Origin of the sequence: Paraburkholderia sp. RL17-347-BIC-D, from assembly GCF_046027915.1 — a bacterium.
Taxonomy (GTDB): domain Bacteria; phylum Pseudomonadota; class Gammaproteobacteria; order Burkholderiales; family Burkholderiaceae; genus Paraburkholderia.
Window position 1 is genome coordinate 61,618 of record NZ_JARESS010000009.1, and the last position, 25,543, is coordinate 87,160.

The window sequence follows — 25,543 nt, forward strand, 5'->3', positions numbered from 1 at the left end:
TCGCGATGAATTCCGGACGCTGATCAGTCGAGCCGGAAATGAAAATGGCGGCGCTTTCGGGCGCCGCCATTTTTGCTTTGTTCCCTGCGTTTCTTGAATCTCCACGGCTGAACGAAGCTCGCGCTTCGCCCAGCCGTTCAACCGCTAACTGCTTAACGCTTATCGACGACCGTCGTGTTGTAAGTCGTCGCGCCGATCACCACATTGTTCAACGTAATGCCGTTGACGTTGTACGCGTAGATCGGTCCAGGTGTAGTCGCGCTCGCTGGCCCGGCCGAGACTGCCGTGCCCAGATTGCAGTTCGAGATCGTCACGCCGCTGATCGGCGGAATGGTCGGCGTCGGGGCCGCGCCGTTGTAGTCGAACGCGACGGGCCCTTGAGCGACGATCGCCTGAAAGCACGAGCCGGTCACGCCGTTAAGCGTCACGTTGCTCGCCGTCACGTTCGAAATGTTCACGTTCTGCACGACCGCCGGACGGATTCGAATGGCGTCGTTCGCCGGTTGATAGTCGCAGTCGAACGTGATCAGGCCGCCCTGCGCCGCCGACGGATTGGCTGCGCTCGCCGTCACGACGCCGAGCGGCACCGTGGCGTTGATCGGGCTGCCGCTCAGCAACGCGCTGCCGTAACCCCCGCCTTTCAGGGCGACGCCGTTGGGCAGCGTGACGGTATCGACGTAGAAGTTCTTCACGAAGCCGCCGCGATTCATATTCGTCTTGATGCGAATCGCGATGTTCAGCGGATTGGTCGCCCAGTTCTGATTCAGCATCTGCAGATTGCGCGCATAGATGTTCTGCACGCCGCCGCCCATTTCGCTGCCGAGCGTGATGCCGCCGTGACCGCTGTTCATGATGCAGTTCTGGATCACGTGATTCTGCGCGGGACCGTATTGCGTATCCAGATCCTTGCCCGACTTGATCGCGATGCAATCGTCGCCGGTGTTGAACGTGACGCTGTCGCACAGCACGTTGTTGCACGCGTCCGGATCGAAGCCGTCGTTATTCGGGCCGATGCTGTTGGTCGTCACGCCGCGAATCACGACGTTCTTGCAATCGGTTGGATGATGCTGCCAGAACGGCGTGTTGTTGGTGCTGTAGTTCTCCATCAACACATTCGTGCAGCCGATGAACTCGACCATGCACGGACGCAGATAGTGGCCGACACCGAAGACGCGCTGCGCAATCGGCACACCGGCTTCGGAGAGAGCGGGCAGGTAGTTCTGGTCTTCCTGCCACGGTGTCGTGGGACTGGTCAGTTGCGCGTAGAGCGCATCGGAAATGCCGGGTGCGGCGGTTTTCAGATCGACGTTCTTCGGATTGAGGTACGCCTGCGAAGGCGTCGATGAATTTACGCAGCCGTATGCGCCATTCGATCCCTTGAAGGTCCACCAGCACGTCGCGGTGTTGCCGCTGCCGGCGAACGGCGTCATGGCTTGGCCGTTGAGCACCGAGGTTGCGTCTTCGCCGGTCAGCGCGATGTTGGTCTGGTTGCGCGCGTAGACCGGTGAGCCGTAGTTCAGGCAATCGTTCGCCTGCCAGCGGCTATAGAACAGATTGCCGTTGGCGCCGCAGGCGACCGGGCCGTCCTTCGCGTAGTCGGCGGGGTTCGGGCTGAAGTAGATCGTGCAATTCGCGCTGAGGTGAAAGTTCACGTTGCTCAGCAGGACGATCGGGCCAGCGCAGTACCACGTGCCGGCCGGCACGACCACGCGTCCGCCGCCCGCGGCATTGCAGGCCTGGATGGCGGCGAGGAACGCGGGGCGCGAGTCGAACGAGGCAGCGGCGTTGGTCAGGTTGGAACCGGGACTCGCGACCGACGCCGAGCCCGTGTACGGATTGGTCGCGGCAACGACGGCGCACGGTGTGGCGCCGTATTGCGTGACCAGGAAGTCGCGTGTGGGAAACATCGACTGGGTGATGCCTTGCAAGGAAGCGATGATCTGCGTCGCGGCGCCCGAGGTGCCCCAGATCGGATCCTGTACCACGGGCGGCGTGGATGGGTCGCCGTTGACGGAGCCGCCGCAGGCGGACAAGCCGCCCAGCAGCGTCGCGCCCGCTGACGTACCCGCCAGCACGATAAAGGCGCGGCGAGCGGGCGAATTCGGTTCAGCCTGGCCGGGCGTTTTCGATGTTGCCCGCTTGCCGTTGGTTTTATCTATGGTTGCCACGGATGTCTCCTTGCCCTTTGCGGGCGTTGTCAATAATCGTTGCTACTTTGGGGAATGCAGCTCGTCGAACCTGTTTACTTAACGTAAGGTATCCTTAATGTTTGTAAAAAAACTTTAGCGGTGGAAGTGACACGACTTCCGTCAACTCGTTGCGAAGCCGGCGAACGCACGTATGCGCCGCTCCGTCCTGCCTATCTGCATAAGGCAAGCGGAGCGGCGCATTAAAAAGCGGCGTGCGGCTTAAGCGGTTTTCTGGCCAATCTCGTGATCGGCAAGGAATTCGAGCGCGCGCACCATCGCCGAGTGGTCCCACGCCTTGCCGCCGTGCGCGACGCAGGCGTTGAACAGCGCCTGGCAGGTGGCCGTATTCGGCAGAGAGACGCCGAGCGATTGCGCGGTGGAGAGCGCGAGGTTCAGATCCTTCTGGTGCAACTCGATGCGGAAGCCCGGATCGAAGGTGCGTTTGGTCATGCGTTCGCCGTGCACTTCGAGAATGCGCGAGGACGCGAACCCGCCCATCAGCGCTTCCCGCACGCGCGCCGGATCGACGCCGGCCTTGGAGGCGAGCAGCAGCGCCTCGCCGACTGCCTCGATCGTCGCGGCGACGATCACCTGGTTGGCCACCTTGCACACCTGGCCGGCGCCGACGCCACCGATCAGCGTGACGTTCTTGCCCATCATGTCGAACAGCGGCTTGACGGCATCGAAGGTCGCGGTTTCGCCGCCCACCATGATGGTCAGCGAGCCGGCCTTGGCGCCGACTTCGCCGCCGGAAACCGGCGCATCCAGATAGTCCGCGCCGGTCTCGCGCACGCGGGCCGCGAACTCGCGGGTGGCCATCGGCGAAATCGAGCTCATGTCGACGACGGTTTGTCCCGCGCGCAACGATCCGGCGAGACCTTGTTCGCCGAACAGCACGCGCTCGACGTCGGGCGTATCCGGCACCATGATGAAAATCACGTCGGCCTGCGCGGCCACGGCGGCGGGGCTGTCGCACGCGACAGCGCCCGCCTGGATGAGATCGTCGGGCACGCCGCTGCGTGTGAACGCTGCCAGCGCGACGCCGTTCTTGAGAAGGTTGGCGGCCATGGGCTTGCCCATGATGCCGAGTCCGATAAAGCCTGCTTTTTGCATGGAATGCTCCGAAGATGTCATGGCGGCCGGGTTATTGCTGGCCCGCCTGTTTCTGCATGAAGTGTTTTTGAACCGTCTGCGCGGCCGCTTTCAGCAGCCCCATATCCGCGCAGACCGCGACGACGCGGCAGCCCATGGAGATGTAGCGCTCCGCGTCGGCCTGCACCGGCGCGAGAATGCCGCTCGGCTTGCCCGCGGCTTGCGCGCGTTCGAACACGCGCGCGATCGCCGCCTGCACGTCGGGATGATTCGGATTGCCGAGATGGCCGTACGCGGCCGCGAGGTCGGACGGCCCGACGAACACGGCGTCGATGCCGTCAACGGCGAGAATTTCGTCGATCGCGTCGACGGCCTTGCGGCTTTCAATCTGCACGATGACGCAGACGTTGTCGTTGGCGACGTCGAAGTAGTCGGGCACCGTCGCGTAACGATTGCCGCGATGGCTCACCGAGACGCCGCGAATGCCCTGCGGCGGGTAACGCGTGGCGGCAACGGCGCGCGCCGCGTCGTCGGCGCTTTCCACGAACGGCACCAGGAAATTCGAAAAGCCGGTGTCGAGGAGCCGCTTGATGAACACGCTGTCGTTAGCGGGCGGCCGTACGACCGGCGCGCTGCCGCTGTCCTTGAGCGCCATCAACTGCGGGATCAGCGTAAGGACGTCGTTCGGCGCGTGCTCGGCGTCCAGCAGCATCCAGTCGAAGCCGATAGTGCCGAGCAGTTCGGTGACGATCGGGCTGGCGAGCGACGCCCAGCAGCCGATCAGGGTTTCACCGCCGCACACTGCTCGGCGGAAACTGTTGGGTAAGGGCTGGTAAGGCGTGACGGCTGGCATCGGCTGTTTTCCTCGAACGGTAATGGATCGGGCAAGTTCCGACGACGGCTCAACACGAGTTATAGGTCGTCGTATGTCTTAGTCGCAGATTAGCACCGGCCTCGCCGGTTGTAACGGTCACGTTAACCCGAATTCCTCGCCAGGCAAGCGTTTCAGGTTGCGCGCATACCTCGTAATGTTGTAGGATGACCTATATCTTAGGCCTTCACTCAAGGAAAGCAAATGTCTATTACCGGCGAAATGCTGATCGGCCGCCAAGCGGTGCGCGGCGAGGAAAAACCATTGCATGCGTTCAATCCTGCCACGGGATTCGATATCGCGGAGCCGGTTTTCGGCAGCGGCTCGGTGGCCGTCGTGGGGCAGGCGTGCGAGCTGGCGCAGCAAGCGTTCGATCCGTACCGGCAACTGCCGCTCACGGTGCGGGCCGAGTTTCTCGAGCGTATCGCCGACGGCATCACGGCGTTGGGCGACGCGCTGATCGAACGGGCGCACCAGGAATCGGGTCTGCCGAAGGCGCGTCTCGAAGGCGAACGCGGCCGCACCACGGGCCAGCTCAAGCTGTTCGCGCAAGTCGTGCGCGCCGGCCAGTGGCTCGCCGCCACGCTCGATTCGCCGCTGCCGGAGCGCAAGCCGCTGCCGCGCTCTGACCTGCGCATGCAAAAGATTCCGCTCGGCCCGGTCGCGGTGTTCGGCGCCAGCAATTTCCCGCTCGCGTTTTCGGTGGCGGGCGGCGACACGGCGGCAGCGCTCGCGGCCGGCTGCCCGGTCGTGGTGAAGGCGCACCGCGCGCATCTCGGCACGTCCGAGATGGTCGGCCGCGTGATCCAGCGCGTCGCGCAAGAGATGGACTTGCCTGAAGGCGTGTTCTCGATGATCGTCGGCGCGGGGAATTCCGTCGGCGAGGCGCTGGTTGCGCATCCCGCGATCAAGGCGGTTGGCTTCACCGGTTCGCGCGCGGGCGGCACGTCGCTGATGCGCGTCGCGGCGGCGCGTGCCGAGCCGATTCCGGTCTACGCGGAAATGAGCAGCATCAATCCCGTGTTCCTCCTGTCGAATGCGCTGGCTGCGCGCGGCGAGAGCATCGCGCGCGGTTTCGTCGATTCGCTGGTGCTAGGCGCCGGCCAGTTCTGTACCAATCCGGGTCTCGCAATTGCCGTCGACAGCGACGCGCTCAAGACTTTCGTCGCCACGGCGACGGACGCGCTGAGCGGCAAGCCCGCGCAGACCATGCTGACGTCCGGCATCTGCGCTGCTTATGAAGAAGGCGAAGGCAAGCTGGCGGCGATCAAGGGCGTCGAGGCTGTAGCGCGCGGTGTCGATACAACCGGCCCGACGCAGGCGCGCGCGGCGTTGTTCGTGACCGACGCACAGACGTTCCTCGCCACGCCGGCACTGGAAGACGAGGTGTTCGGCCCGGCGTCGACCATCGTCCGTTGCAAGGACGAGCGGGAACTGCTCGCGGTCGCCGAGCACTTTGCCGGCCAGTTGACCGCCACGGTGCAGATGGACAGCGCCGACCTGGCAGCGGCGAAGAAGCTGGTGCCGATTCTCGAACGCAAGGCCGGCCGGATTCTGGTGAACGGTTTCCCGACGGGTGTCGAGGTGTCGCACGCGATGGTGCACGGCGGCCCGTTTCCGGCGACGTCCGATAGCCGCGCGACTTCGGTCGGCACGACGTCGATCGAGCGCTTCCTGCGTCCGGTGTGCTACCAGGATTTCCCGGCCGATCTGCTGCCGCAAGCGCTGACCGACGGCAACCCGCTGGACCTGTGGCGTCGTCGCGATGGCGAGATCACGCGCAGTTAAGTGGCGGGTAATCGAGTGAGATAAAAGAATGGCCGGGATATCCCGGCCATTTTTCTATTGCGTCCGCCTTAGCGAACCCGAATCAGAAGCGAGCCGAATCAGCTATTCGCCTCGGCGGCTTCGTTAGCGCGCCGCAGACGCTCGCGGCTGTTGGACAGATGCATGCGCATGGCCGCGCGCGCGCCTTCCGCGTCGTGCCGCGTGATTGCTTCGAGAATGCTTTCGTGCTCGAGGTTGACGAGCGACAGATACGCGTCCGGTTCCGCGCGCGCAATGCCCGCCGAATCGAGCCGGTTCCGCGGAATCAGCGCGCTGCCCATTTGCGTGAGGATGTCGACGAAATAGCGGTTGCCCGTGGCGCGCGCCACCGAGATATGAAACTGCAGATCGGCGTCGACGCTGTCCAGCCCGTTATGGCGCGTGGCTTCGATTGCGTCGAGCGCGCCGCGCATGCGCGCGAGGTCGTCCGGCTTGGCGCGCTGGGCCGCGAGACCCGCGCATTCCGTTTCGAGACTGATGCGCAGTTCCAGGATCGACAACACGTCGCGCAGGGTGGTGGCGGGCACCATGTCGATGCCCAGCTTTTCGCGCTGCGGCTCGAGCACGAAGCTGCCGATGCCGTGCCGCGTCTCGATGATCTTGCCCGCCTGCAAACGCGAAATCGCCTCGCGAATGACGGTGCGGCTCACGCTCAGCGTGACCATGAGTTGCGATTCGGTCGGCAGTTTGTCGCCGGGCTTCAGCGCGCCGGACGCGATTTGCTCGGTGACGTAGCTGACGACGAACTCGGCAAGATTACGAGCGCGTCGTGGCGGTGCCGCGGATGCCAGTGGTGTAGCCATCGAAAACGCCCCTTGAATCAGATAGTTGCAGACACTTCATGCGTTTCATTATACCGTCGTCTGACGACTGATTATAACCACGCCATATCATTTTGCGGGCCGGCGCCCGATACGGCGCCGGGTTCCCTTTGTAGCCTGCGTTTCACGCTGCGACGGCGCTCATTTCGCCGTCCGCAGAGAAGTACGATAACCGCCGCGCGATCAGCGCGGGCGCAACTCGACCCGCTTGATGTCTTTCACGATCACGAGATAGCTGAACACCGTGAGCAGGGCATTGATGCCCACGAACACCAGCGCGCCGTTGAACGAGCCGGTCTTCGCCACGAGATAGCCGATCACGATCGGCGTGACGATACCGGCCACGTTGCCGAACATATTGAAGATCGCGCCCGAGAGGCCGAGCGCTTCTTTCGGCGACGTATCGGCGACGACAGCCCAGCCGAGCGCGCCGATGCCTTTGCCGAAGAACGCGAGCGACATGAGCGCGACGACGACCCAGTCGGTCGACACATAGTTGCAGCCGATGATGCACACCGACAGCAGCATGCCGCCGACGATCGGCACCTTGCGCGCTATCGTGAGCGAATGGCCGCGACGGATCAGCCCGTCGGAGAGAATGCCGCCGAGCACGCCGCCCGAGAATCCGCAAATCGCCGGCAGCGAAGCGACCAGACCCGCTTGCAGAATCGTCATGCCGCGCGCCTGCACGAGGTAGATCGGAAACCACGTCAGGAAGAAGTAGGTCAGCACGTTGATGCAGTACTGCGCAAGATAGACGCCGACCAGCATGCGGTTGCTGAGCAGTTGGCGAACCAGGGACCAGCCGCCGGTACTTTCGATCTTGTCGGCGGATCGGGCTTGCTTCTGCCCGCTGATCACGCCGCCGCCCTGTTCGATGTACTCCAACTCGGCGCGCGAAACACGCGGATGATCCGCGGGGTTCTTCATCACCTTCAGCCAGGTGAGCGCGAGCAGGAGCCCCATCACGCCCATCACGACATAGACCATGTGCCAGCCGAACGCGTGGGTAAGCCACGCCATCAACGGCGTGAACACGACCGCCGCGAAGTATTGCGCCGAATTGAAAATGGCCGACGCCGTGCCGCGTTCGTTGGTCGGAAACCAGCTCGCCACGACCTTCGCATTGGCCGGAAATGCCGGCGATTCGGCCGCGCCCATCGCGAAGCGCAGCACGAACAGCGCGGTGACGGCGGCCGCCGCGCTGCCCAGCAAGCCGATCGAGCTTTGCAGCAGCGTGAAGAGCGACCAGAAGAAAATGCTCGCCGCGTAGACGCGCCGCGCGCCGAAGCGGTCCAGCAGCCAGCCGGCCGGCAGTTGCGATAGCACGTAGGCCCAACTGAACGCGGAGAAGATGTAGCCCATGCGGATCGCGTCGAAGCCGAACTCGGCGCGCATGGCCGAGCCGGTCACCGACAGCGTGGCGCGGTCTGCATAGTTGAAGGTCGTGATCAGAAAGATCAGCAGCAGGATTCCGTAGCGGACTCGGGTGCGCTTTGCGACGTGGGCGGCACTGACGGTGCGGCTCATTTCCATGGTCATCTCCTGAATTTCTTTTGCGCGGGAGGAGTGGGCTCCCGAGGCGTTTTGCGCAAAAAGCGGCTACGACGCCTCGTCGATACATTCGTGCGGCACAAAAACGCCCGGCGACGTTGCCGTCCCGGGCGCTCTTTGCGGTGCCGTCTACGCGGTCATCGTTCGCACGGCCGCCGGGTGTTGACTGCTGCTAATAGGCCAGGCCGATTACTGCGGGCCGAGCGTCTTGATGAGCGCGTCCAGCTTGCTCATTTCTTCTTCCGTCAGATCGGTCAGCGGCGCGCGGACCGGACCGGCGCTGTGGCCGACCAGCTTCGCGCCCGCCTTGACGATGCTGACCGCGTAGCCGGCGCGGCGGTTGCGGATCGCCAGATACGGCAGGAAGAATTCGTCGATCAGCTTGCCGACGGTCGCGTGGTCGTCCGCGGCGATGGCGCGATAGAAGTCCATCGCGGTCTTCGGGATGAAGTTGAACACTGCCGACGAATACACCGGCACCCCCAGCGCCTTGTACGCCGCGGCATAGACTTCCGCGGTCGGCAAGCCGCCGAGATAGGAGAAGCGGTCGCCGAGGCGGCGGCGGATCGACACCATGTTCTCGATCTCGCCCACGCCGTCCTTGAAGCCGATCAGGTTCGGGCAGCGCTCGGCCAGCCCTTCGAGCATATCGGCGTTAAGCTTGGAGTTCGCACGGTTATAGATGATCACGCCCATGTTCGGCACGGACTTGCAAACTTCTTCCGCGTGCGCGGCGATACCTTCCTGGCAGGCTTCCGTCAGGTAGTGCGGCATCAGCAGAATGCCGTTCGCGCCGTGGCGCTCGGCTTCCTGTGCGTAAGCGATCGCGACGCGCGTCGGGCCGCCCGCGCCGGCGAGAATCGGCACCTTGCCTTTGCAGACTTCGGCGGCCGTCTTCACGACGTTCGAATAGTCGTTGTGCGTGAGCGAGAAGAATTCGCCCGTGCCGCCGGCGACGAACAGCGCCGACGCGCCGTAAGGAGCGAGCCATTCGAGGCGCTCAGCATAGGTGTCGGCGCGGAAATCGCCTTGTTCGTCGAAGTCGGTAACGGGGAAGGACAGGAGGCCTTCGGAAACGATCTGCTTCAGTTCCTGCGGTGTCGTCATGATGAGTATCCAGAGCGTCGGAATGGTTCGCGGGTGGTTCGCGGTGGTTCGTTCAGGTAGAAATTGAGATTTCTTATACGTCATCGTACAACAACAAAACGGCTAACTCAACGGGCATTTCACGGCATAATGCTCCTCCTAGGGTAAATACGGAACGTTGGTGCAATCTCCTGTGTTGTAGGATGACGTATGAATAGCTGGCGCAGCAGGCGTACATCGCCATAAGGATCGATGCAATGGAACAATCTCCGCTCTACATTCGCGTTCACCCCAATGACAATGTCGCGATCGTCGTCAACGACGGCGGCTTGGGTGAGGGCGCGGTATTTCCCGATGGCCTGGCGCTGCGCGAGCGCGTGCCGCAAGGGCACAAGGTCGCGCTGGCGGATCTGGCCGAGGGCGACGAGGTCATCCGCTACAACGTGGTGATCGGCTATGCGCTCAAGGCGCTGCCCAAGGGCAGTTGGATCAACGAACATGTGATCCGCATGCCGAGCCCGCCGGGACTCGAGGATCTGCCGATCGCCACGATCAAGGCGCCTGAGATGCCGCCGCTCGAGGGTTACACGTTCGAGGGCTACCGCAACGCGGACGGCTCGGTGGGCTCGCGCAACATTCTCGCCATCACGACCACGGTGCAATGCGTGGCCGATGTGGTCCAGCACGCGGTCACCCGCATCAAGGCCGAACTGCTGCCTAACTATCCGAACGTCGACGACGTGGTGAGCCTCGGCCACACCTACGGCTGCGGCGTCGCGATCGACGCACCCGACGCGATGGTGCCGATCCGCACCGTGCGCAATATCAGCCTGAATCCGAATTTCGGCGGCGAGGTGATGATGGTCAGCCTCGGCTGCGAGAAGCTGCAGCCCGAGCGCCTGATGCCGCCCGGCACGATTCCGATCGCCGCGGCCGCGAATGTGGCCGAAGTCGCGGACATCGGCGATATCGAGGCCGATCTGAACGGCGACGTCGTCGTACTGCAAGACGAAGCGCACGTCGGCTTCCAGTCGATGATCGAGTCGATCATGCGAATGGCCGATGGTCATCTGAAGCGTTTGAACAATCGCCGCCGCGAGACTTGCCCCGCGTCCGATCTCGTGATCGGCGTGCAATGCGGCGGCAGCGACGCGTTCTCCGGCCTCACCGCGAACCCCGCAGTGGGCTACGCGACCGACTTGCTTGTGCGTGCCGGCGCCACCGTCATGTTCTCCGAAGTCACCGAAGTGCGCGACGGCGTCGATCAATTGACGGCGCGCGCGGCCAACCCGGAGGTCGCCGCGGCGATCATCCGCGAGATGCAGTGGTACGACGATTATCTGAAGCGCGGCGGCGCGGACCGCAGCGCCAACACCACGCCGGGCAACAAGAAGGGCGGCTTGTCGAACATCGTCGAAAAGGCGATGGGATCGATCATCAAGTCGGGTAACTCGGCGATTTCCGGCGTGCTGTCGCCCGGCGAGAAGGTTCGCCAGAAAGGCCTGATTTACGCGGCCACGCCGGCTAGCGACTTCATCTGCGGTACGCTGCAAGTCGCGGCGGGTATCAATCTGCACGTTTTCACCACCGGCCGCGGCACGCCGTATAGCCTCGCCGAAGTGCCCGTCATCAAGGTCGCGACGCGCTCGGATCTGGCGCGCCGCTGGCACGACCTGATGGACATCAACGCCGGCACCATCGCGACCGGCGCGGCGACCATCGAAGAGGTGGGCTGGGAACTGTTCCGTCTGATGCTCGATGTCGCCAGCGGGCGCAAGGAGACCTGCGCTGAAAAGCTCAAGCTCCACAATGCGTTGACGCTGTTCAATCCGGCGCCGGTGACCTGATGGGCCGGCTGGCTGCCTTGCCTGATCTGATCGCACTCACACCACTATAGAAACATGACTGACTCGAACCTTGACCGCGGCGCGGCACAGAAACCCTTTCGCCGCCTGCTGCTCACCGGCGCGGCGGGCAACCTCGGCAAGCAGTTGCGCGGCGCGCTCGCCGCGTGGGCCGATATCGTGCGCGTCACGGATATCGCTCCGCTTGGCGACGTGGCGGCGCATGAGGAAGCTTCGACCGTCGACCTCGCGGACGAAGCCGCGGTCCACGCACTGCTCGAAGGCGTGGACGCGGTGATTCACCTCGGCGGCATTTCCGTCGAGGCGCCGTTCGAAGATCTGATCGAAGCGAACATCCGTGGCCTGTACAACCTCTATTCGGCTGCGCAGAAGCAGGGCGTGAAGCGCATCGTGTATGCGAGCTCGAATCATGCGGTGGGTTTTCATCCGGTGACGGAGGTGGTCGATATCGATGCGCCGCTGCGTCCCGACAGCCTGTACGGCGTGACGAAATGCTTCGGCGAATCATTGTCGCGTTACTACTTCGATCGCTTCGGTCTGGAGACCGTGTGTCTGCGGATCGGTTCGTCGTTCGAGCAGCCGAAGAATCCGCGCATGCTCGTGACCTTTCTGAGCTATCGCGACTTCATCGAACTGGTGCGCTGCTCGCTGTTCACCAACCGCGTGGGTCACGCGATCGTCTACGGCGTGTCGGATAACCGGACCAAGTGGGTGGACAACACGAAGGCCGCGTTCCTTGGTTTTCGTCCGCAAGACAGTTCGGTCGAATTCGAGCATCTCTTTCCGGTCACGGCACCGACTGCCGAACTCGACGATCCGACGCAGCGTTTCCAGGGCGGCCCGTTTGTGCTCGCCGGTCCGATGGAGCCGAAACGGTGAGCGCCGCGGCGAACCCGCGAGTGGAGCGAGTCGAGGCAGCGGGGCAGGCGCCGGCCTCAGTCGGTGAAAGTCCGGTGTGGCGCGTCGCGGAGCAAGCGCTGTACTGGGTGGATATTCCGGCGCAGAAGATCGTGCGCTTGCGGATCGATTCGGGCGAGCGCTCTGAATGGCTGCTGCCGGAGAAAGTCGCATGCATCGCGTTCGATCATCGCGGCACGGTGCTGGCCGGCTGCGAGACCGGGCTCTTTGCGGTCACGCTGACCGAGCCCTCGGCGAACGGCGAACCCGTGCAGGTGACAGGGCGCAAGCTCGCCGCCCCGGATTTCGCTTGCGACGACATGCGTTTCAACGACGGCCGTTGCGACCGGCAAGGACGCTTCTGGGCCGGCACGATGGTGCAGGACATGGCGGCGGCCAAGCCGGCCGGTGCGCTCTATCGTTTCGATACGCACGGCGTGCTGTCCGCGCCGGTCGTCGACGCGCTCATCACGCAGAACGGCCTCGCGTGGTCGCCGGACGGCACGACCATGTATCTGTCGGACTCGCATCCGTTGCGCCGGCAGATCTGGGCCTTCGATTACGACGTCGAGACTGGTGAGCCGCGCAACCGTCGCGTGTTCGCTGATTTGAACCACCATGCAGGCCGTCCGGACGGCGCCGCGGTGGACGCCGACGGCTGCTACTGGATTTGCGCGAACGACGCAGGCCTGTTGCTGCGCTTCACGCCCGAAGGCAAGCTGGACCGGCAGATCGCCGTGCCGGCCATCAAGCCGGCCATGTGTGTCTTCGGTGGACGCGATCTGGACACGCTGTTCGTCACGTCGATTCGTCCCGCAGCGAACGCGAGCGAGCACGACGGCCATCTGTTCGCCGTGCGTCCTGGCGTGACCGGACTGCCCGAGCCGGAGTTCGCCGGCGAGCTGTAAGCGAAGCCCGCATGAGAAGGGCGCCGGGCATGTCGTCATGCTCCGGCGCCCTTTGTTTGTCTGCTCGATATTCATAGGTCGTCGTACAACATTGTGGTGTAAAGACTACGGTCTCGTCACATTTCGCTACGAAAAACAGCGTCTCCGGGGCATGCCGGTTTTACCCCGGGAGCGCCGCGCAAGCTGGCGTAGGGACTCGCCGTGCGATGCATCGGTCATCCGCGCCGGATGCCTTCGCGGTGCGGGTAAATACCGTCTGTACAACTCAAACTTCGTTTTATAGACTTCATATGTCGTCGTACAACGTATAAGCCCAAACGAATTCCTTTCTGTGAATTTTCAAGTTTTCGGTATGAACGAGGCGGCGTCGACGCGCGCGACTACTCGCACGCGCGACGCAAGCCGATGCAGTTGAAGCAAAAGTAAAAGAGTCGAGTTGTCTGACAGGAGTGCTGAGCATCTGCGCCGGGGACGTTGCACAGACCAGCATGGCAAAGCGCTCGTGACCGCAAGCGGTGGCGAGCGTCGAGCCGGGAGACGCAGCAAACCATGTCGCATCCGCGGGCGGCCACCGCAAGCGGGCCCTCCGCAATCGATTGGATGGTCAATTTTTCAAGGAATTTCACGATGAATAAGAAGTTTGCCTCTTCCCGTGTTTCGATGATCGTCACAGCCTCGCTGCTGGCCTTCAGCTCCGTGTCGGCACAAGCGCGTGTATTCCGCGTGTCCGACGTGCATGGCGACACCTATCCGACCAACATGGCCGTGAAATACATGGGGGAACAGATCAACAAGGCAACCGGCGGCAAGGATTCCGTGAAGGTGTTCGGCAATAGCGCGCTCGGTTCCGAAAACGACACGATCGATCAGGTGCGCATCGGCGCATTGGACATGGCGCGTGCCAACGGTGCCGCTTTCAACGAGATCGTGCCCGAATCGATGATCCCGTCGCTGCCGTTCCTGTTCCGCGACATCGACCATTTCCGCAAAGTGATGTACGGCCCGGAAGGCCAGAAGATTCTCGACGCCTTCAAGGCGAAGGGCATGATCGCGCTGACGTTCTACGAGAGCGGCGCGCGTTCCATCTACACGAAGAAGCCGATTCACACGCCGGCTGACATGAAGGGCCTCAAGGTTCGCGTGCAGCCGTCCGATCTGATGGTCGACGAAATCCGCGCAATGGGCGGCACGCCCACGCCGATGCCGTTCGCCGAGGTCTATACGGGCCTGAAGACGGGTCTGGTGGATGCCGCTGAGAACAACCTGCCGTCGTACGAAGAAACCAAGCACTTCGAAGTCGCGCCGGTCTACTCCGAAACCCAGCATTCGATGACGCCGGAAGTGCTGGTGTTCTCGAAGAAAGTGTGGGACACGCTGACGCCGCAAGAGCAGGACATCATCAAGAAGGCTGCCGCCGACTCGGTGCCGTACTACCAGAAGCTGTGGACGGCGCGTGAAGCCGACGCCGGCAAGACGGTCACGAAGGGCGGCGCGACCATCGTCGCCTCGACGCAGATCGATCGCGCCGCGTTCGTCAAGGCCATGCAGCCGGTCTGGGCGAAGTACGAAAAGACCCCGCAAATGAAGCAGCTCGTCGACGAGATTCAGGCAGTCAAATAAGGTTCGCCTGAACGGAGGCACAACTGCGGCGCACAGAGCCTGCGAGAAGATTCGCGGGCTCTGCCGCTGCGTGCTTCCTGAATCGATAAGTCGAACAGGATTGCTGACTATTAAAGACAGGTCGGTCGTATGCAAGGATGGGTTCAATGAGATTCATGAAACGCCCAAATGATTTTCTGTTCCGCGCGCTGGTTATCCTGGCGTCGGTGAGTCTCGCCGTGCTGAGCCTGCTGGTGATCTATAGCGTCGTGATGCGCTACGTTTTCAGCGATGCGCCGGATTTCGTCGAGCCCATCGCGCTTTTGCTGGTGATCGTGATCGCCATGTTCGGCGCCGCGCTCAAGGTGCGTGAGGGCGGTCATATCGGGCTCGATTCGCTCGTCAAGAAATTGCCGCCGAAAGGGCAACTCATCGCCACGGCGTTTCAGCATATTTGCCTGATCGCGTTTGCGGTGATGGTTTTCTTCGGGTGTCTGCAGATGGTGGAGGCCACCGCCGAAGACCGGATTCCAATTATCGGCTTGCCTGAATCGTTGCGTTACTGCATTCCGGTTATTGCCAGCGTCTGCATTGCAATGTTCTCGATTGAGAACCTGCTCGCGCTTTTCGCACAGAAACAAAACTAGAGCAATCATGGAACTTGCCATCCTCTCCGTTAGTTTTCTTGTTTTTCTCCTTCTCGGCGTTCCTGTTTCCTTCGGGCTCGGGCTCTCGTGTGTCCTGACTTATCTGTACGAAGGCTTGCCGGCGGCCACCGCCATGCAGTCGATGATTTCGGGCATCAACGGCTTCTCGTTTATCGCCGTGCCGTTCTTCATTCTGTCCGGTGAACTGATGCTGCACGGTGGCATCGCGGACCGCATTCTGCGTTTCGCGCAAGCCACGGTCGGGCATTTCCGCGGCGGCCTCGGTATGGCCAACGTGGTCGCCTGCACGCTGTTCGGCGGGGTCTCCGGTTCGCCCTCGGCGGATACGTCGGCTATGGGCGGCGTGGTCATTCCGTTGATGAAGCGTGAAGGTTATAGCGCGGCCTATGCAGTCAACGTGACGACGCACTCGTCGCTGGCGGGCGCGCTGATGCCGACGTCGACCAATATGATCATTTATGCATTCGCGGCCCAGGGCATCACGGGCACGTTGAATGGACACCCGATGAGCGGCGTCTCGATCGGCGATCTGTTGTTTTCCGGTCTGCTGCCGGTGTTGTGGGTGATGGGTTTCGTGCTGATCGCCGCGTACTGGCAAGCGGTCAAGTACGGTTATCCGCGTCGTGCCGATGGGTCGACGGAACTGCAAAAATTCCCGGGTTGGTACGCCGTGGCCCGCACGTTCCTCGGCGCGTTGCCCGGCTTGATGGTGATTGCGATCATTCTGGTTTGCGTGGCAAAAGGCATTGCCACGGCGACGGAAGCCGCCGCTATCGCAGTGTTTTATTCGCTGGTGCTGACGATCGTCGTGTATCGCTCGATGACGATGAAGAAGCTGTTCCACGCATTGTCCAAGGCGGCCAAAACCACCGGCGTGGTGCTGCTGCTGATCGGCGTGTCGAACATGCTGCGTTACCAGATGGCCTATCTGGAGATTCCGGATGCGATCGAACACATGCTCGACGGCGCGACCAGCCTGCCGTGGCTGATGCTGCTGTACATCAACCTGATCCAGATTTTCCTCGGCACGTTCGTCGACATGGCGGCGCACATCCTGATCACCACGCCGCTGTTCCTGCCGATGGCGATGCACGCCGGCGTCGGTCCCGTGCAGTTCGGGATCATGATCCTGCTGAATTGCGCATTGGGTCTGGTGCACCCGCCAATCGGCTCGGTGCAGTTTATCGGGTGCGCGATCGGCAATGTGTCGATTGGTGAAACTACCAAGGTGGCGTGGCCTTATTACCTGGCTATCTTCAGCGCGATCAACATCGTGACTTACGTACCGATGTTCTCGACATGGTTGCCTAGCCTGATCAATGGTCATCCGGTATTTTGAAATCCTTAATTAATGCCGGAGCATTCGAAAAATATCCACACTCCGCGGCACTCGAAGGGTGCCGCGATCAAAGAATAATCTTTTAAAGAGGAGCAGAAATGAAAAAGGCATTGGCAACTTCGGCGCTTGGCTTGGTCGCCCTCGGCGCGCACGCTCAGAGCAGCGTGACGCTGTACGGGATCGTCGATACGGGGATCGGCTATCAGAGTAGCCAAACGTCGCTCGGTTCGACCAGCGGCGGCCGTTCGGTCGTGAAGATGGTCAACGGCATCTGGGCCGGCAGCCGTTTCGGCCTGAAAGGCGCCGAGGACCTGGGTGGCGGCACGAAGGCGATCTTCCAGTTGGAAGAGGGCTTTAACAGCGCAACTGGCGCGCAGTCGGTTTCCGGTCTCGCGTTCAACCGCCAGGCTTACGTCGGTGTGGCGAATGCCAGCTACGGTACGTTCACCGCAGGCCGCCAATATACGTCGTACTACACGCTGCTCTCGCCGTACAGCCCGACCACCTGGCTGACGGGCGCATACGGCGCACACCCGGGCGATATCGACTCTCTGGATACGCTGTACCGCGTCAATAACTCGCTGGTGTACACGTCGCCGAACTTCTATGGGCTGACGGCTAGCGGCTCGTATGCGCTGGGCGGCGTGCCGGGCAGCTTCAACGCCGGTTCGACGTGGAGCGCGGCCTTGCAGTACCTGAATGGTCCGTTCGGCATTGCGGCGGGCTTCCAGCGCATCAACAACTCGACGCCTGGCGGCGGCGCATGGGGCGCTGACTCCACGACGTCGAACAACGGCGCCCAGGCGGGTGTGTCGGGCATCAACAACGGCTATCAGCGCGCCCAGGCACAGCAGCGCGTGGCGGTAACGGGCGGCTATGCGTTCACTCCGCAGTGGGACGTGTCGTTCTCGTACTCGAACGTGCAATACGTTCCGGGTATCAACTCGCCGTTCCACACCACCGCGATCTTCAACACGGGCGGTGCCGTGCTGCACTTCAAGCCTTTGACGGCACTGGACCTGGCTGCGGGCTACAGCTATACGCGTGCTACCAAAGCGAACGGCATCACGAGCTCGGCTAGCTACCAGCAGTTCAACCTCTCGCAGTACTACAGCCTCTCCAAGCGCACCGGTCTGTATGCGCTCGAGGCGTATCAACGCGCAGGCGGTCAGACCCTGGGCACGAACGGCGTGAGCATCATCAACGCGACGGCCGATATCGGCGACGGCCAGAACAGCGCGCCGTCCTCGTCACGCAGCCAGTTTGCTGCCGGTGTGGGCATCATCCACAAGTTCTGATGGCGTAACTTGGTGGCGGTGTGTTGTTACGCCGCCACGGCGATGCGTTGTAAATACGCTTCGTTGAGCATCACAAGCTGCGCGCGCAACGCGCGCAGCTCAAGGTGGGAACCCTTGGTAACGCGGGTTTGAAGCGCCAATGCACGGCCAGCGTCGTCAGCCATGCCGCACGCTTCAGCCTCAGGCGTCGGACCACAAACGCCCAGCCGTTGCCCAGTTTTCGCGTTTCACGTCGGTCAGAATGATATCCACCGAATTCGGTTCGACGCCGAGCGATTCGCAAGTCGCCTTGGTAATGGCTTCGACGAACTGGCGTTTCTGTTCCACCGAGCGGCCTTCGAAGAGTTCGATATGAAACGTGGGCATGGTGTGACTCCGTTAAGAACGAGATTGGGATTGAAGTGAACGTGGCGCGAATTCAATCGCGATAGCTGGCGTCGAGGCGGTCGAGTTTGCGCAGCAAGGCAGGCCATTCGAGCACGCCTTCAATGGCGCCGCCATCGTACAGTTGTTCCGCCGTGCGTGCGGCGACTGCGTCGCTTGGCACGACGAGTTCCGCGCCGCATGCTTGCGCCTGCAACTGGATCTCGCAGGCCTTGAGCAGCGTTGCCATCAGCACGTAGGCTTCGGCGACCGTGCGGCCGGTGGTCAGTGTGCCGTGATTGCGCAACAGCATGGCGGGCTTGTCGCCGAGATGCGCGACGAGTCGCTCGCCTTCCGCCGGCGTGAACGCGAGGCCTTCGTAATCGTGGTACGCGAGTTGGCCGTAAAAGCGCAGGGCGTGTTGCGAGGCGGGCAGCAAGCCGGCCGGTTGCGCGGAAACCGCCACGCCCGCCGTGTTGTGCAGATGCATCACGCAGAAGGCATCGGCGCGTGCCGCGTGGACCGCTGCGTGCAGCGCGAAGCCGGTCGCATTCACCGCATGTTCGCTCGCGCCGACGATATTGCCCGCAATATCGATTTTCACGAGATTCGATGCGCGCACTTCATCGAAGGCGAGGCCGAATGGGTTGATCAGGAAGTGGCCGGGTTCGTCCGGAACGCTCGCCGAGATATGCGTGTAGATCAGGTCGTCCCAGCCGTTGAGCGCCGCGAGCCGGTAGGCCGCGGCCAGGTCGACGCGGGTCTGCCGCTCGGCATCGGACAATGGCCCCGCCTCGGCGACGCGGCCGGCAGGGCTGTGAGTGAACGACATGTCTGTCTCCTGAAGTTGCATGATCGCCGAAACGTGTGGCGCGAGCTTGTGACGAAACCCGGCGGCGTAACTAGCTCGCGCGGCTGGCCTGGACCGGCGTCGTCGCGCCGCGTGCGGCGTCCACAGGTTGCGCGGGTTCGGCGGCCGCCGCGCTCACGCCGTGGGCCGAGCGTCGCTTGAGCCACTGCACGCTCCACGTCGCGAGGACGAAGGGCGCCGTCATAACCGGCCAGCCAAAGTGCGCCGCCGACGCTTGCAGCACGACCGACACGGCCACGCCGCCGAGCATCGTGACGAGGCCGCAGTCGGCCAGCGCAAGCGCGGTCAGCGCGCCGTTGAATCCTAACAGGCCCGCGTCGAAGGAGGTTATCGTTGCGCCGAGCAGCAGATGCGCAGCGCTGGCGAATCCGGCGCCGATCAGCGCCCGCAGCGCATGCCTGCGCGACGCCGCTGCAATCCCGACCAACACCAGTAATCCGGGCAATGCGTCCGATGCAAAGCCGGTTTGCGCGAAGCCGGCGAGCAGTCCGCTGCCCACTTGCGTCGCGCTCAGCGCGTGCGCCGGGGGCACGCTGGCGAATGGCGCGTTGACCGTGACCATCGGCAGCCAAAGCCACGTGACGATCAGGCACGGGCTCGAAAAGAAGCCGAGTCCGCGCGCCCGCAGCCAGCGCGACCACGGCTCCACGAACCACGCCGAGCACGTGGCGGCGAGAATCGCCACCGCGCCCGCTGTCGCATTGTCGGCGATGAAGTTGAAGGCGGCGAGTCCCGCCAACGCGCCGTTGAAACCGTGCAATCCGGCGCGCGTATCGTCCTCGCGATAGCCGGCCAATACCGCGCTCACATTGGCCGCGACCGCGCCCATCAGCGCCGCGCAAGCGAGGCGCGGGTCGTAGAGCAGCCAGGCGGCGAGCAGGCACGCGCCGGTGAAGGCGTTCGGTTGCAGCACGATCTGGCCGAGGCTGCGCAGCAGCGTGCGCAAGGCGGCGGATTGAGCTTCGGTCGCGGCGGCGTGCATGATGGGAAGGCGGGTGATTTCGATGATGCGCAATTTCGCCGCGCGAGCGTCGGGCGCGCGCCGGTCGGATGACTGCGAACCGCGAGCATAGGCCAGCCAGGCCGCGCCGGGCATCGCTGCGCGTTGATAGTGGCTATTTGCGACACACGCCCGCGATGTCCAGGAGTCGGCGAGTCGAAAGCATTCGCGCTACGATATGAGCCCGGCGGAACCCGGCAGAACCCGGCTGCGCCGCCTCACGAGGAGACAGGCACATGCGTGAATTACGGTGGGCATCGGAAGAGGGCGACGGCATCGAACATCTGGCGTTCGACGCGCACGAGGACGGCTTCGCGGTGGAAAGCGTCGTGGTCGGGCAGCGCTACGGCAAGCCGTATGGGCTGCACTACAAGGTGCGCTGCGACGCGCAATGGCGCACGCGCTATGCGTGGCTGAAGATCGTCGGCGCTGGCGAGCTGGAGTTGCATGGCGACGGCGCCGGCCATTGGCACGATGGGCACGGCCTCGCGCTGAGCGCGATCGAAGGCTGCATCGACATCGATATCGCCGCTACGCCGTTCACCAACACGCTGCCGATCCGCCGCTTGCAACTGGCCGAAGGCGAGCGTCAGCCGATTTCGGTGGCGTATATTTCGACGCCTGATTTGCAGGTCACGCGCGTCGAGCAAGCGTATTCGTGCATCGAGCTGCATCGCGAGTATCGCTACGAGGGCATCTTCCGCAACTTCGCGGCCGACATGAAGGTGGACGAAGACGGTCTCGTAATCGACTATCCGACGCTGTTCACACGCCTGCCCCGCGAGCGTTGAGCGTTGGCGCTGGGCAGCCGCCGCAATCCGTGCGGTGCCGCTCTACGAAGCGTTCGATGCTCGCCGCGATCCGGTTGGGTTCGCGCAACACGACCCAGTGGCCCGCATCGATCTCGGTGCGCTCATACGCGCCCAGCCAGCACTCCAGTCCGAGCGAGAGCGGCGGCCCGACGTAGCGGTCACGCAGCGGCACGATGAATTGCACCGGCGCGTGCGCATGACGCGCGCGTGGGCGCAGCAGCTTGTCGATGAAATTGGCGCGGTAGAGGTTCAGACCATTGATCGCGTTGCGCATCTGCGCCGGATCGGGCGCGGGGCGCACGCGTTCCGTCACACGCAGCCAGAGCGGCCACAGGCGTGCGCCGCCCGCGCGCCACATAAGTTCCGGCAGCCACGGCAGATGAAAGAAGAAGATGTACCAGGACTTGAGCGTTTGCCGAACGCTACTGCCGAATGGGGGCTTCGTTATGGGATGTGCGGTTTGAGTGTCGTCGTCGCCGTTACCCTCGCTCTCGTCGCGCAAGCCGAAGGACGCGTGATCCAGGCACGGTCCCGAGATAGACGTGTACGAAACAATGCGGCCTTTGAACGCAGGGTCGGTCACCGCTTCCCAGCTTTGAATCGAGCCCCAGTCGTGTCCGACCAGATGAAACGGCCGCGCGCCGCAAGTCGCGTCCGCGACCGCCGCAAAATCGGCGGCGAGGCGGTCGAGCCGGTAAGCGTGGCGCGTGACCGGCGCCTCGGAAGAGCCGGCGCCGCGCACGTCGTAGGCGATCACGCGGTAGCGCGCGTCCAGTTGCGCGCGTACCGGTTCCCACACGGCCGCCGAGTCGGGATAACCATGCACCAGCACGATTGGCGGCGCGTCACGCGGTCCGCTCACGTAGACCGCGAGCCGCACGTCGCCGGCCTCGACCGACAGCGTGTCGCGTATCACGCGGCCGCCTGCACGCCGCGCCGCGCGGCCTTGCGGGCGCTCGGCGTGACCGCGTTGGTGGCATCGACCGCGGCAACCAGACCGTCGATGCGCGCAAGTTGCGCACGGTTGTCGTGATCCCACGGATGGAAGCCGGGCCGGAAAAAGCTCAGCCATTCGCCAGCGATGCGCGGAAACACACCATGACGCGGGCCGTACAGATACTTCACGACGCGCCACATGCCGCGGAGATGGCCGCCGCGTTTGCGGTCGGCGATGATGAGCCGCACGTGGTAATCGAACACGATCAGCCAGAACGTCACCGTCGTGGCGAGCATGGTGCCGGTGCGCAGCAGATAACGGCCGAGGCCGGGTTTGAGCACGGCGTTCCATACATCGTATGAAACGGACTTGTGCTCGGTTTCTTCGAGCGCATGCCAGGTCCACATCTGCGTATAGCCTTCCACCGAACCGCCGATGCGCGACGCGTCTTCCAGCAGCAGGCCGGCAAGCATCGCCGTGTAGTGTTCGAGGCAGACGGTGACGGCGAGTTGGTACGAATGCGGCAAGATCTTGCGGCCGAAGTTGAGAATCGCCCACAGCCTTTTGTCCAGCTTGTGCGCGGGCAGGCCGGCTTCCTGCAGCAGATCGTTGTATTCCACATGCTCGCGCGTATGCATGGCTTCCTGGCCGATGAAGCCGAGCACCTGCTTCTTCAGCTCAGGGTCGTCGATCTGATCACGGTAGTTGCGCACGCTGTCCATAAAAAAACGCTCGCCGGCCGGAAAGAGCAGCGAAAGCGCGTTGAAGAAGTGTGTCACATGCGAGCCTTGCACGTGCCAATCGCAGGCGCGTTCCTGCGGCAAGTTGAAACGGAGGTCGCGGCGAATCGGCATCATGGCCTTTCTCCTTGTGATTCTCGATGTGTTGCTGAGCGTGATCGGATCACGTGCGTGGCGCCTATGGGCGCGGCGGCGATGTCAGGCGCGCTTTCCGTCCAGGTGCGCGGCGCGCCGCGCGCGTTTTTCCGCGATGCGTTTCATCCGGCGAATTTGCATCACCACCAGCGCCTGATAGGCCGCCGGCAACGTGCGCGCCAACCAGTCGGCGGCGCGCGCGTCGCGTCCGATCAACACGCGTCGCTTGTTCTTGCGCACGCCGTCGAGGATCACGCGCGCGGCTTCATCGGCGGTGGTGATGAAAAACTTTTCGAAGTCGTCCTTGCCTTGCTGTTCGGTTTCCAGCATGAAGCCGACCATGTTCGAGGCGATGCGGCTCGATTGCGCGATGCCCGTGCGGATGCCGCCCGGATGCACGCAGGTCGCTGAAACGCCGCACTTCATCAGGTCGAGTTCCTGACGCAGCGCTTCGGTAAAGCCGCGCACCGCGAATTTGGTCGCGTTGTAGCCGCTCATGCCTGGCTGCGAGAAGAGGCCGAAGACGCTCGACGTATTGACGATATGGCCCGCGCCGGAGGCCTTGAGATACGGCAGAAACGCCTTCGTGCCGTGCACCACGCCCCAGAAATTGATGCCGACGATCCACTCCAGATCGGCGTAATCCATCCCTTCGATGGTGCTCGACAGCGCGACGCCCGCGTTGTTGAACACGAGATTGACACGCTGATGCTGCGCGGCCGTTTCGGCGGCCCAGTCGAACATCGCGGCGCGGTCGGCGACGTCTAGCACGCGCGTGGTGATGCGCAGCGGCGAGCCGACGATCTGCGGCGTTGCGGCTTGCGCCAATTGCGCCGTTTCGGCGAGGCTCGTGGAATTGCGGTCGGCAAGCGCGAGGTGGCAGCCCTCGCGCGCCAACTGGATCGCGAGCGAGCGGCCCATGCCTGAGCCTGCGCCGGTGATCGCGGCTACTCTGTCGGTGAAGTTTTTCATGGCTTATCTCCAGTTCTCCCTGAACGGTGCCTTGTCGTTGTCGTTATGTTTCGTCAGGCTGCTTCCACAGGCGCTGAAGCAGCGCCGCCGTGCGCATGCGTGCCGTGCGCCGAACCCATCGGCGCAACGGCCGCATGCGGCGCCGGCGAATACGCGAGGTAATCACCCATGCTGAATGTGCTGGTGGCCTGGCGGAATTTGTAGGCAAAGCCCGGCCACAGCGCGGTGTTCTTGCCCGTTGCCGGATCGAGATACCAGCTCTTGCAGCCGCCCGTCGACCAGATCGCGCGGCCCAGTTTCTGCTGAATCCGCTCGTTGTAGGCGCGCTCCACTTGCGGGCGCACTTCGATGGCATCGGCGCGCTCCGCACGCATCGTGTTCAGCGCGCGCAGGATGTACTCCACCTGCGACTCGATCATGAACACCATCGAGTTATGGCCGAGACCGGTATTCGGTCCGACCACCATGAAGAAGTTCGGATAGCCAGGCAATGTCGTGCCGAGGTATGCATGCGCGCCGTCACGCCACGTATCGACGATATCGACGCCGCCACGCCCGCGCACCACGCCGCGCGGAAACGGATCGGCCACCTGGAAGCCGGTGCCGAAGATCAGGCAGTCGGCGCTGTGACGCGCGCCGTCGGTGGTGACGATCGCGTCTTCCTCGATGCGGGCGATGCCCGTGGTCGTCACCGACACGTTCTGACGCGACAGGGCGGGGAAGTAGTCGTTCGAGATCAGCACGCGCTTGCAGCCCATCGTGTAGTTGGGCGTGAGCGTGGCGCGCAATTGCGGATCGCGCACCTGGCGGCGCAGATGCCGCTCCGCGGCTTTCTGCGCGGTCTTCATCAGCGAAGGATGAATCGCAAAACCGAAGGCGCGCGATTCGAGCATGCAGTAGAGCGCCGAGCGCATGATCTTCTGCGTGAACGGCAGGTGTTTGAACAGCCACTGTTCGAGCGGTGTCACGGCACGGTCGGCCTTGGGCATGATCCACGGCGGCGTGCGCTGGAACAGGTCGAGATGCGCGACGCGCGGCGCGATCTGCGGGACGAACTGGATCGCGCTCGCGCCGGTGCCGATCACGGCGACGCGTTTGCCTTCGAGCGAATAGCCGTGATCCCACCGCTGCGAATGGAACGTTTTGCCCTTGAATTTTTCAAGGCCGGGAATGTTCGGCACCGCCGCGCGCGAGAGGCCTCCCATGCCCGAAATCAGCACGCGTGCCGACCATTGCTGGCCATTTGCAAAGGTCAGTTGCCAGCGGTGGCGCGTCTCGTCGTAGATCGCGGTGGCGAGTTCATGGCCGAAACGCAGATGCCGCTGAATGCCGAAGCGCTGCGTGCAGTCCTCGAGGTAAGCGTGGATTTCCGGTTGGCGCGCGAACATGCGGGTCCAGCGCGGATTCGGGGCGAAGGAGAACGAGTAGACGTGGGATTGGACGTCGCAGGCGCAACCGGGGTAATGGTTGTCGCGCCACGTGCCGCCGACGGAATTGGCCTTTTCGGCGACGATGAAGTCGGTCACGCCGGCCTGGCGCAGGCGGATCGTCATGCCGAGGCCCGCGAACCCGGACCCGATGATGGCGATATCGGTCTCGATAGGCGCGGATGCGCCGGGCGTCGCGGCGTCGTGGGGCATCATGCGTGCGTTCATCCGATCCGTCTCCTTTTTACGCTCTTAACTGTTACATTGTTCGA

Annotated in this window: 23 protein-coding genes; 9 read left to right on the plus strand and 14 right to left on the minus strand. The window is 63.3% G+C overall.

The features are described 5' to 3' along the window. Window positions 1–152: 152 nt before the first annotated feature. The 3 genes from P0D96_RS14590 to garL form a co-directional block, all read right to left on the minus strand. Complete coding sequence (locus tag P0D96_RS14590) at window positions 153–2,159, minus strand: glycoside hydrolase family 28 protein (protein WP_408314144.1); 2,007 nt, start codon at window positions 2,157–2,159, stop codon at window positions 153–155. A 249-nt stretch (window positions 2,160–2,408) separates the two neighbouring features. Beyond that, on the minus strand, window positions 2,409–3,302 hold the full coding sequence (locus P0D96_RS14595) for a 2-hydroxy-3-oxopropionate reductase (RefSeq protein ID WP_408178429.1): 894 nt from the start codon (window positions 3,300–3,302) through the stop codon (window positions 2,409–2,411). 31 nt (window positions 3,303–3,333) lie between these two features. Further along, window positions 3,334–4,134 carry a 2-dehydro-3-deoxyglucarate aldolase gene (garL, locus tag P0D96_RS14600; protein ID WP_408314032.1) on the minus strand — a complete coding sequence of 267 codons (801 nt, stop codon included), beginning with the start codon at window positions 4,132–4,134 and terminating at the stop codon, window positions 3,334–3,336. A gap of 222 nt (window positions 4,135–4,356) precedes the next feature. On the opposite strand from garL, the gene P0D96_RS14605 reads away from it, so the two are divergent. Then, a complete protein-coding gene (locus P0D96_RS14605) occupies window positions 4,357–5,940 on the plus strand; it encodes an aldehyde dehydrogenase (NADP(+)) (RefSeq protein ID WP_408314034.1) in 1,584 nt (527 codons plus the stop codon). 98 nt (window positions 5,941–6,038) lie between these two features. On the opposite strand, the gene P0D96_RS14610 is transcribed toward P0D96_RS14605, so the two are convergent. From P0D96_RS14610 to kdgD, 3 genes are all read right to left on the minus strand, one after another. Further along, on the minus strand, window positions 6,039–6,782 hold the full coding sequence (locus P0D96_RS14610) for a FadR/GntR family transcriptional regulator (protein WP_132382844.1): 744 nt from the start codon (window positions 6,780–6,782) through the stop codon (window positions 6,039–6,041). 201 nt (window positions 6,783–6,983) lie between these two features. Continuing rightward, on the minus strand, window positions 6,984–8,351 hold the full coding sequence (locus P0D96_RS14615) for an MFS transporter (RefSeq protein ID WP_408314146.1): 1,368 nt from the start codon (window positions 8,349–8,351) through the stop codon (window positions 6,984–6,986). Between the two features lie 192 nt (window positions 8,352–8,543). Then, a complete protein-coding gene (gene kdgD / locus P0D96_RS14620) occupies window positions 8,544–9,461 on the minus strand; it encodes a 5-dehydro-4-deoxyglucarate dehydratase (RefSeq protein WP_132382848.1) in 918 nt (305 codons plus the stop codon). A gap of 236 nt (window positions 9,462–9,697) precedes the next feature. Between kdgD and garD the strand changes: the two genes are divergently transcribed. From garD to P0D96_RS14655, 7 genes are all read left to right on the plus strand, one after another. Further along, window positions 9,698–11,287: a galactarate dehydratase gene (gene garD / locus P0D96_RS14625; RefSeq protein ID WP_408178425.1), complete on the plus strand. Its 1,590-nt coding sequence runs from the start codon at window positions 9,698–9,700 to the stop codon at window positions 11,285–11,287. Between the two features lie 54 nt (window positions 11,288–11,341). Next, on the plus strand, window positions 11,342–12,184 hold the full coding sequence (locus P0D96_RS14630; protein WP_408178424.1) for an NAD-dependent epimerase/dehydratase family protein: 843 nt from the start codon (window positions 11,342–11,344) through the stop codon (window positions 12,182–12,184). Then, complete coding sequence (locus P0D96_RS14635; protein ID WP_408314035.1) at window positions 12,181–13,110, plus strand: SMP-30/gluconolactonase/LRE family protein; 930 nt, start codon at window positions 12,181–12,183, stop codon at window positions 13,108–13,110. Before P0D96_RS14630 ends, P0D96_RS14635 begins: the two co-directional genes overlap by 4 nt. A 627-nt stretch (window positions 13,111–13,737) precedes the next feature. Further along, entirely contained in the window at window positions 13,738–14,730 is a 993-nt protein-coding gene (locus P0D96_RS14640) for a TRAP transporter substrate-binding protein (protein ID WP_408314036.1), read from the plus strand. 146 nt (window positions 14,731–14,876) lie between these two features. Beyond that, window positions 14,877–15,356, plus strand: a complete 480-nt coding sequence (locus P0D96_RS14645) for a TRAP transporter small permease (protein ID WP_132382858.1) — start codon at window positions 14,877–14,879, stop codon at window positions 15,354–15,356. Between the two features lie 7 nt (window positions 15,357–15,363). Continuing rightward, window positions 15,364–16,716: a TRAP transporter large permease gene (locus P0D96_RS14650; protein ID WP_408314038.1), complete on the plus strand. Its 1,353-nt coding sequence runs from the start codon at window positions 15,364–15,366 to the stop codon at window positions 16,714–16,716. A gap of 98 nt (window positions 16,717–16,814) precedes the next feature. Beyond that, a complete protein-coding gene (locus tag P0D96_RS14655; protein ID WP_132382860.1) occupies window positions 16,815–18,014 on the plus strand; it encodes a porin in 1,200 nt (399 codons plus the stop codon). Window positions 18,015–18,040: 26 nt separating this feature from the next. On the opposite strand, the gene P0D96_RS14660 is transcribed toward P0D96_RS14655, so the two are convergent. The 4 genes from P0D96_RS14660 to P0D96_RS14675 all read right to left on the minus strand — a co-directional run bounded on the left by P0D96_RS14660 (window position 18,041) and on the right by P0D96_RS14675 (window position 20,230). Beyond that, window positions 18,041–18,178: a hypothetical protein gene (locus tag P0D96_RS14660; RefSeq protein ID WP_408178422.1), complete on the minus strand. Its 138-nt coding sequence runs from the start codon at window positions 18,176–18,178 to the stop codon at window positions 18,041–18,043. Between the two features lie 16 nt (window positions 18,179–18,194). Continuing rightward, the gene (locus P0D96_RS14665; RefSeq protein ID WP_106280598.1) at window positions 18,195–18,380 is read right to left on the minus strand and encodes a 4-oxalocrotonate tautomerase; all 186 of its coding nucleotides are present in this window, start codon (window positions 18,378–18,380) and stop codon (window positions 18,195–18,197) included. A 52-nt stretch (window positions 18,381–18,432) separates the two neighbouring features. Further along, complete coding sequence (locus tag P0D96_RS14670) at window positions 18,433–19,209, minus strand: class II aldolase/adducin family protein (protein WP_408178421.1); 777 nt, start codon at window positions 19,207–19,209, stop codon at window positions 18,433–18,435. A 70-nt stretch (window positions 19,210–19,279) separates the two neighbouring features. Further along, window positions 19,280–20,230, minus strand: a complete 951-nt coding sequence (locus P0D96_RS14675) for an urea transporter (protein ID WP_408314148.1) — start codon at window positions 20,228–20,230, stop codon at window positions 19,280–19,282. Between the two features lie 254 nt (window positions 20,231–20,484). Between P0D96_RS14675 and P0D96_RS14680 the strand changes: the two genes are divergently transcribed. Continuing rightward, a complete protein-coding gene (locus P0D96_RS14680; protein WP_408286043.1) occupies window positions 20,485–21,039 on the plus strand; it encodes a putative glycolipid-binding domain-containing protein in 555 nt (184 codons plus the stop codon). Here P0D96_RS14680 and P0D96_RS14685 read toward each other — a convergent pair. From P0D96_RS14685 to P0D96_RS14700, 4 genes are all read right to left on the minus strand, one after another. Then, window positions 21,014–21,976 carry an alpha/beta fold hydrolase gene (locus P0D96_RS14685; protein WP_408314040.1) on the minus strand — a complete coding sequence of 321 codons (963 nt, stop codon included), beginning with the start codon at window positions 21,974–21,976 and terminating at the stop codon, window positions 21,014–21,016. The two genes, P0D96_RS14680 and P0D96_RS14685, sit on opposite strands and share 26 nt — an antisense overlap. Further along, complete coding sequence (locus P0D96_RS14690; RefSeq protein ID WP_408314042.1) at window positions 21,973–22,854, minus strand: metal-dependent hydrolase; 882 nt, start codon at window positions 22,852–22,854, stop codon at window positions 21,973–21,975. The genes P0D96_RS14685 and P0D96_RS14690 overlap by 4 nt, the downstream gene beginning before the upstream one ends. A gap of 81 nt (window positions 22,855–22,935) precedes the next feature. Then, complete coding sequence (locus P0D96_RS14695) at window positions 22,936–23,844, minus strand: SDR family NAD(P)-dependent oxidoreductase (protein ID WP_408314044.1); 909 nt, start codon at window positions 23,842–23,844, stop codon at window positions 22,936–22,938. Between the two features lie 53 nt (window positions 23,845–23,897). Then, the gene (locus P0D96_RS14700; protein WP_408314046.1) at window positions 23,898–25,499 is read right to left on the minus strand and encodes a flavin-containing monooxygenase; all 1,602 of its coding nucleotides are present in this window, start codon (window positions 25,497–25,499) and stop codon (window positions 23,898–23,900) included. Window positions 25,500–25,543 lie beyond the last annotated feature (44 nt).